Source organism: Streptomyces sp. URMC 124 (assembly GCF_051386455.1).
GTDB lineage: Bacteria > Actinomycetota > Actinomycetes > Streptomycetales > Streptomycetaceae > Streptomyces.
The window spans coordinates 19,326-27,048 of sequence record NZ_JBPQTS010000104.1 but is presented as its reverse complement, the minus strand read 5'-3'; the positions used below and the strand labels follow the sequence as shown (position 1 = coordinate 27,048).

5 protein-coding genes are annotated in these 7,723 nt (G+C 74.8%); 2 read left to right on the top strand and 3 right to left on the bottom strand.

Annotated elements, in window-relative coordinates:
- Nucleotides 1-49 precede the first annotated feature (49 nt).
- The 3 genes from ACSNOG_RS21295 to ACSNOG_RS21285 form a co-directional block, all read right to left on the bottom strand.
- Nucleotides 50-1,531: a cellulose binding domain-containing protein gene (locus tag ACSNOG_RS21295; protein WP_436754270.1), complete on the bottom strand. Its 1,482-nt coding sequence runs from the start codon at nt 1,529-1,531 to the stop codon at nt 50-52.
- 155 nt (nt 1,532-1,686) lie between these two features.
- Nucleotides 1,687-3,135 (bottom strand): sensor histidine kinase, encoded by a 1,449-nt coding sequence (locus ACSNOG_RS21290; protein WP_436754269.1) that lies wholly within the window; start codon nt 3,133-3,135, stop codon nt 1,687-1,689.
- Nucleotides 3,132-3,857 carry a response regulator transcription factor gene (locus ACSNOG_RS21285; protein ID WP_436754268.1) on the bottom strand — a complete coding sequence of 242 codons (726 nt, stop codon included), beginning with the start codon at nt 3,855-3,857 and terminating at the stop codon, nt 3,132-3,134. The genes ACSNOG_RS21290 and ACSNOG_RS21285 overlap by 4 nt, the downstream gene beginning before the upstream one ends.
- A gap of 33 nt (nt 3,858-3,890) precedes the next feature.
- On the opposite strand from ACSNOG_RS21285, the gene ACSNOG_RS21280 reads away from it, so the two are divergent.
- Nucleotides 3,891-4,439, top strand: a complete 549-nt coding sequence (locus ACSNOG_RS21280; protein WP_436754267.1) for a hypothetical protein — start codon at nt 3,891-3,893, stop codon at nt 4,437-4,439.
- A 142-nt stretch (nt 4,440-4,581) separates the two neighbouring features.
- Entirely contained in the window at nt 4,582-7,710 is a 3,129-nt protein-coding gene (locus ACSNOG_RS21275; protein WP_436754266.1) for an aminotransferase class IV, read from the top strand.
- Nucleotides 7,711-7,723: the final 13 nt, after the last annotated feature.

The window sequence follows — 7,723 nt, the reverse complement described above, 5'->3', positions numbered from 1 at the left end:
GGTGAGGGGTGTGGCTGGTGGGGGTGCGGAGAGGGGAACGGGAAGCGCGTCAGCCCTTGCGGGCGGCGAACGCCTTGGTGAAGGCGAGGTCGTCCTGCAGGATCGAGCTGCAGGTCGCGGAGGCGGAGCTCTGGGCGCCGCCCGGGCACTGCTTGTCGCGCGCGGCGGACCACATCGACAGCCAGCCGAGCCCCTTGGCCCGGGCGAACGCGGCCAGCTGCGCCGCGTCGTCGACCTTGAAGACCTCGGCGGCCACGTCGTTGACGCCGATCATCGGGGTGACCGCCACGGCCTTCCACGCGGCCTTGTCTCCGAGCCCGAGCACGCCCTTGACCTGCGCCTGCGTGGCCGTGGCGGCGTCGATCGCGTACTGGCCCATGTCGCCGTTGAAGGACGACCCGTAGTCCATGGCCATGACGTTGACCGCGGAGACGGACACACCGTTCTTCTTGGCGTTCCCGACCAGGTCGACGCCTTCCTGGGTGAGGCCCGTGGGCATCACCGGGAGGGTGAAGGAGACGTCGAGGCCCGGGTGCTTCTTCTGAAGGGCGGCAATCGCCTGGGCGCGCCGGGTGTTGGCGGCGGCATTGGGCAGCGCCGCGCCCTCGATGTCGAAGTCGACCTTGGTGAGCTTGTAGGCGTCGACGACCTTGCCGTACGCGGCGGCGAGCGCGTCCGCGGAGGAGCAGACGAGCCCCAGCTCCGAGCCGGCGGCACCGCCGAAGGAGACCCGTACGTCGCCGCCCGCCTCGCGCAGCTTCCCGATCTGCTGCGCGACGGCGTCGCTCCCGATGTCGGTGACACCGCCCCACTTGGGCGTGCAGCCGCCCCCGGAGGTGACGAAGGCTAGGTTGAAGTTCTTGACGCCGGTCTTCTTCGCGGTGTCCAGGAGGTCGTAGGAGGGGTGGAGGGAGGTGTCGACGTACGGGGCGAAGGCCGCGTTCGCGCCGCCGGGGGCCGGGGACGTCGAGGTCGGCGCCGGGGTCCCGGTCGGCTTCGGTTGCGGTCGGGACGGCGTGGGGGCCGGGCCGGTGGGCTTCGCGGTCCCCGTGGGTGCGGTCGATCCCGTCGGCTCCGGTCCGGGGTCCTTGTCCACGGAGCACTTCGTGCCGTTGATGCGGCAGTTGGCCGGAGCGTCGGCCGCACCCGCACCGGAGCCGGCGGCGACGAAGCCGACGGTCACGGACTTGCCGGGGGCGATCGTCGCGTTCCAGCCCTCCGGCTCGACGGTGACGCTGCGCCCGCTGACGGTGTGCTTGCCGTTCCACAGGGAGGTGATCTTCGTACCGGCCGGGAGATCGAAGGTGAGCTTCCAGCCCGTCAGGTCCTTCGCGGTGTCGTTGGTGAGGACGTACTGCCCGGTGTAGCCGCCCGACCAGGCGCCGGTCCGGGAGAAGGCCGCGCCGACCGAGGCGGCCTGCGCCGTGCCGGTGAGGGTGAAGGCGGCGCCCGTCGCGATCGCCGCGGCGACGCCGACGCCGGCGAGCTTCGCCTTGCGGCTCACTCGTCGGCGGTGTGCGGAGGAACCCATCGCGTGCCTGCCTGTTCTGGGTTGGGGGGTGGGTACGTGCGGCACGCTAGCGAGACCAAACCAGGCAAATCGCCGAACGGGCCTCCTGGGCCGTCGTCTTATGGCCCTCTTAAGGAACGCATCGGCGGGGGTTAATGACGGGCGGCAGGAGGAGCTCAGCGACGGAAGGTCAGCAGCGCCCGCAGGCGGCGCGGCCGGCCACGCCGCAACCTCTGTACCCGCCGCACCCGCCGCCGGCGCCGCTCACGACCGCCGGTTCCGCCGCCGTCCGGCGAGAGCCACACCCGCACCTCCGTGCCGCCGAGCACCGACCGCCCGATCCGTACGTCGCCGCCCGTCGACTCCGCGACGCGGCGCACGATGTCCAGGCCGAGACCGGTGGAGCCCGGGCCGCCGTCGCCGTGGCCGCGGCGCAGCGCGGCGTCGGGGTCGGCGATGCCCGGGCCCGCGTCGGAGACGAGCACGATCACGGCGTCGTCGCTGTGGTGGACGTCCACCGCGAAGGCGGTGCCCTCGGGGGTGTGGCGGAAGACGTTGCCGAGCATCGCGTCCAGTGCGGCGGCGAGTTCGGGGCGGGCGACGGGGACGCGTACGGTCGCGTCGACGCCCGAGAGCCGGACCGTGCGTCCCTCGTCCTCGGCGAGCGCGGACCAGAAGTCCATGCGGTCGCGGATCACTTCGCAGGCGTCGCAGCCGAGGGTGGGCCGCTCCTTCTGTTCGCCCTGCTCGCGGGCCGCGCGGATCAGCTGGTCGACCTCGCGCTCCAGCTGGGCGACGGCGGCGCGGGTCTGTTCGGCGGCCGGTCCGTCGCCGAGGGACGCGGCGTTCAGGCGCAGGACGGTGAGCGGGGTGCGCAGGCGGTGGGAGAGGTCGGCGGCGAGCTCGCGTTCGTGGGAGAGCAGTTGCACGATCTTGTCGGCCATGGAGTTGAACGCGACGGCCGCGGCGCGCAGTTCCGCGGGGCCGTCCTCGCGCACGCGGACGCCCAGCCGCCCCTCCCCCAGCTCGGCGGCCGCCTTCGCGAGCCGTTCGGCCGGGCGCACCAGCCGCAGGCCGAGGCGGTCCGCGGTGACGAGGGAGCCGGCGATCAGGCCCAGGCCGACGCCGGCGAGGATCACCCAGGAGGTGGTGACGCCGTTGGTGACGGCGCGGTGCGGGACGTAGACCTCGACCACCGCGAACTCACCCGTGCTCAGGGCGGTCGGCTGCAGCAGGGCGTAGCCGCCGGGCACGGAGGTGACGGCGGAGCGGCCGCGGCGGGCCGTCTCCACGTCGCGCGGGCCGGCCCGGCGGTGGCCGATGGCGTACGCCTCGTGCGCGTCGCGTGCGTCGGGGCCCGCCCCTTGCGGCGCGCCGTCCTCACCCGGTACGTGGACGGCCATCCGCCCGTCCCCGCCGGCCTGCGAGCTGGCGACCGCGCGCTCCAGCTGGTCGCGGTCGGTGGTGATGGCGAGCGCGGGCCGGATCTGGGCGGCCTGGCGTTCGGCGTCGGCGAACGCGCGGTCGCGGGCCAGCTCCTTGACCACCAGGCCGAGCGGCACGGCGAAGGCCAGCACGACCATCACCGTGACGGCCAGCGACACCCTGACGAGCGCCCATCTCACGGCTGCGCCGCCGGCTCCGCCAGGGGCTCCGCAGGGGGCTCCAGCTTCACCCCGACGCCGCGGACGGTGTGCAGGTAGCGCGGGCTGGCCGCGGTCTCGCCGAGCTTGCGGCGCAGCCAGGACAGGTGCACGTCGATGGTCTGATCGTCCCCGTAGGACTGCTGCCAGACCTCGGCGAGGAGCTCCTTGCGCGGGACGACGACGCCGGGGCGGCCGGCCAGGTAGGCGAGCAGGTCGAATTCACGGCGCGTCAGATCGAGGGGCACGCCGTCGAGTTCCGCCAGGCGGCGCAGGGGATCGACCGACAGTCCGCCGACCTGCAGCGCGGCGGGCGGTGCGGGCTCGCCCGCCGGTCCGCCCCGGCCCGCCCGGCGCAGCACGGCGGCCATGCGTGCGGTCAGGTGCGCCACGGAGAACGGCTTGACCAGATAGTCGTCGGCGCCGTCGGTGAGCAACCGGATGATCTCGGCCTCGTCGTCGCGGGCGGTGGCCACGATGACGGGCACGTCGGTGATGCCGCGCAGCATCTTGAGCGCCTGCGCCCCGTCGAGGTCCGGCAGCCCCAGGTCGAGGATGACCAGGTCGAAGCCGACCTGCGCCACTTCGCGCAGGGCCTCGAGAGCGGTTCCGACACTGCGGACGGTGTGCGAAGCCTCGGTGAGCTGCCGGATGAGGGCGGAGCGCACGAAGGGGTCGTCCTCGACCACGAGCAGTCTTGCCATGGGCCGCACCGTACGCCATACGAGTGAGGCACTATGAGCCAGGTGAGACGAGGAATCATGCAGGCCCTGGCGTGGGCGCTGGCGACCGCGGCGGCCATGGCGGTGTCCTGGTACGGCGTGCGCACCGTGCTGGCGGGCACGGCCTACGAGCCGCCGCGCGCCCTGCCGATCTCCGGCACCGCGACACCGGCCATCGGCGAACCGGCCTCCTCGTCCCGCCCTCCGGCCCCCTCCGCGCCGGGCACCCCGTCTCCCTCCGGCAGACAGCTCACGCCGCCGGCCCCGGACCCGTCCTCGCGCGGCGCGGACGGCGGGACCGCGGCGGCTCAGGACGCCGGCCCCCCGCCGCAGCCGGCCCCGGGCGAAGTGAAGAGCTATCCGGTCCGCGGCGGCCGGGCCGTCTTCGACCTCGGCGAGTCCTCCGCCGCGCTCGTCTCGGCGACGCCGGAGGAGGGCTGGCAGATGCGCGTGTGGAAGCAGAGCGCGTGGATCCGGGTGGACTTCATGGCCGGCACGAAGACCACCTCGGTCTTTGTCACCTGGAACGGCCATCCGCCGCGCGTCCAGACGGTGGAGAACTGAGCGGTGGCCCGCGGGGCGTAGGCGGGAGCAGGACCGGACGGCCGCACGATCCGGCGACGGCGTCCCCGGTTGCGAGGGGGCGCGGCTCGCCTAGGGTGGCAAGCGTGACCCGTCCCCCCGCCGGCCGGGAGTCGTCGTGGAGGTGACCGGCCCGCTCCGGTGGCTGCTGCGGCAGGACCAAGGGCCGGAGCACCTCCGGCGCGCCACCTGGGCCACCGTCGCCGGGCTCACCGGCTTCTACGCCTTGCGCTACGGCTTCGGCGCGCCCGCCATGGCGCTCTACGCCCTGTTCGGCGCCTTGCCGCTGACGTTGTTCTCCCAGGTCCCGGGGACGGCGAAGCAGCGGACGCGGACGTTCCTCGGCGTGCTGCCCGCCGGCTGGTTCCTGGTCACCGCCGGAACGCTGCTCGCGGCGCACTCGTGGAGCGCCGCCTGCGGCATGTTCGTGGTCGGCTTCACGGCCTCCTACCTGGGGGTCGGCGGCCCGCGCCTGGGCGGCCTGGCCTCCGCCTTCCAGCTGTACTACCTGCTCCCGTGCTTCCCGCCCTACGCTCCGGAAACGCTGGGCGAGCGGCTCGGCGGGCTCACCGTGGGCATCGTGCTGACCGCCCTCGTGGACCGGCTCCTGTGGCGCGACGAGCAGCCCGTTCCGTACCGGGTCCTCCTCGCCGACGCGCTGGAGGCCCTGGCCGGCTACTGCACCGCTGTCGGGCGTCTCATGGCCGGTGCCGGCGAAGCCGCGGATCCGGCCGGAGCGCAGCGGAGCCGGGAAGCGGCCGACCGGGCGCTGCAGGCGACCTTGCTGTCCCGGGTCGCGCCGGCGGAACGCCCCACGTCCGCCTCGCTGCGGGACCGGGCCTGCTACGACGTCCGGGCGGCCGCGCGGCACGTCCGCGCCCAGCTGGACCGGTTGCACGACGGCGCCGGAGGAGAGCCGGACCCCGGCGCCGCGCACCTGCTGGAGCGCACCGCGGCGGGCCTGCGGGGCGCCGGGCGGGTGCTGCGGTCCGGGGACCCGGGGCCGCGTGACGACGCGCTGGTGACGGCCTTGTCCGCCTTCCGTGCGGAGCGCGCCCTGCGGCTCGCGGGCGTCACCGCCCCGCGGCTGCGGCAGGACTCGGTCGTCCAGGCGGCCGCCACGGGCGCGATGATGGCCGGCGAGGGCGCCCGGATCGCCTTCGGGGCGCCGCGCGACGCCAGGTGGCAGCGGCCGGGCGGCCCGTTCCCGTACGCCTCGCTGCGCGCTCCCGTCCGGTGGTGGCGGCGCTTGCGGCTGCACCTGACCCCGCGCTCGGTCCTCCTGCAGAACGCCCTGCGCCTGGCCCTCGCGCTGGCGGGCGCGCGGCTGATCGTCGGTGCCCTCGACCTGCCGCACGGCTTCTGGGTGCTGCTGACGGTCCTCAGCCTGATGCGCACCTCGGCCGCGGACACCCGGGGCGCCCTGCCGCCCGCGTTCCTCGGGGTGGCCGTCGGCGCGGCCGTCGCGACGCTGATGCTCGTCGTCGTGGGTGACACGCCCGCCTTCTACATCGCCGCGGCGCCCGTCGTGTTCCTGGTGGGCTTCAGCGTGGGGCCCGTCCTGGGCTCCGCATGGACGCAGGGAGCGCTGACCCTCGTCCTGATCCTGCTCTTCACCCAGATCCTCCCCCCGGACCGGCAGCTGCCCGCGGTACGGCTCCTCGACGTCGTGATCGGAGGCTCCCTGGGAGCCGCGGCCGGCTTGCTCGCCTGGCCCAAGGGCGCGGGCGGCGAACTGCGGCGCTCCGTCGTGCATTTCATGGAACGGGGAGCGGAGGCGTGCGGAACGGTGACCCTCCGGCTGTGCCACGGCCGCCCCGGCAGTCGCCCCGGCGGTCACCTCGGCTCCGGTCACGAGCGCGCTACGGATCCGCTCCGCCCGGCCCACGCCGCGATGCTCCTCGCCCAGGCGGCCCACACCCAGTACCGGACGGAGCGCGCCGGCCGGGACCGGGCGACGCCGCCCTGGGAGACGGCCATGCAACCCGGCCACCACACCGTCAGCGGCGGCGAACTCCTCCTCGCGGCCTACCGGGACGGGGGCGGGGACGGCGACGGGAGCGGCCACAGGAACGGGAGCGGGGACGGGAGCGAGAGCGCTACGGAGCTGCCGCCGGACGCGACCGCCCTGCTCGCGGCCCTGGCCGAGCGCGTGGCGGCCGACTTCCTCCGGGCCACCGACGTCGTCCGCTCTGCGGGGGCCGAGGTGCCGGAGCCGCCCGGGCCGTATCCGGCGGCGGAGTCGGCACCGTTGCGCTGCGCGGTCGCGCACGTGCGGATGCCGAAGGGAGCAGGGGCGCAGGCCGATCCCGCCGCGGTCCTGCTCATCGCCGACACCGAGGCGTGGCGCACGACGCGGCCCTGGTCGTCCGCAGGGCCGCCGAGTCCGCGCGCTGAACCGGCCGCCGCCGAACGAGACGCCGGCTGCCGCCCTCCCCCTCCCCCGCGACGTACGGTGGTGAGCATGAACGATCTTTCCACCCCGTACGTCGAGGTCGACGGCCGTGCCGTCGACGCCGATCCGCTGTTCCTCGCGCTCATGGGCGGCTACGGGCACATGACCGCCATGCAGGTGCGGGACGGCCGGGTGCGCGGGCTCGACTTCCACCTCACCCGGCTGGACACGGCCAACAAGGAGCTCTTCGGCGAGGGCCTGGACGGCGAACTGGTGCGGGAGCGGATCCGGCGCGCCCTGGGCGAGGCGGGAGTCCGCGACGCGTCGGTGCGGACCTACACGTACGCGCCCGAGCCGGGCGACAGGACGGTCACCGCGGTCATCCTGCGGCCCGCCGTGCCGCAGCCCGGCCCGCAGCGGCTGCGCAGCGTCCCGTACGCACGGCCCACCGCCCACCTCAAGCACGTGGGGGTCTTCGGGCAGGCCTACCACCTGCGGCAGGTGAAGGCGGAGGGCTTCGACGAGGCGCTGTTGGTGGAGCCCGACGGCACGGTGGCCGAGGGAGCCGTCACCAACGTGGGCTTCCTCGACGGCGAGACGGTGGTCTGGCCCTCGGCCCCCGCCCTGGACGGCATCACCATGCTGGTGCTGCAGCGGGAGCTGGACGGGGCGGGACTGCCGTGGCGGCGGCAGGCGGTGCGGCTGGACGAGGTGGGGCGCTTCGACGCGGCGTTCGTCTGCAACTCCGTGGGCGTCTCGGCCGTACCGCTGATCGACGACGTGCCGTTCCCCGCGGACGCGGAGCCCGTACGGGTGCTGAAGGGGCTGTACGAAGCCGCGCCGTGGGACGTGATCTGACCCCGGCGCTCGC

Excerpts from the sequence above, each read along its gene's own strand:
- ACSNOG_RS21295 (WP_436754270.1), bottom strand. The coding sequence starts at position 1,531 with ATGGGTTCCTCCGCACACCGCCGACGAGTGAGCCGCAAGGCGAAGCTC.
- ACSNOG_RS21280 (WP_436754267.1), top strand. The coding sequence starts at position 3,891 with ATGAGCCAGGTGAGACGAGGAATCATGCAGGCCCTGGCGTGGGCGCTG.
- ACSNOG_RS21285 (WP_436754268.1), bottom strand. The coding sequence starts at position 3,857 with ATGGCAAGACTGCTCGTGGTCGAGGACGACCCCTTCGTGCGCTCCGCC.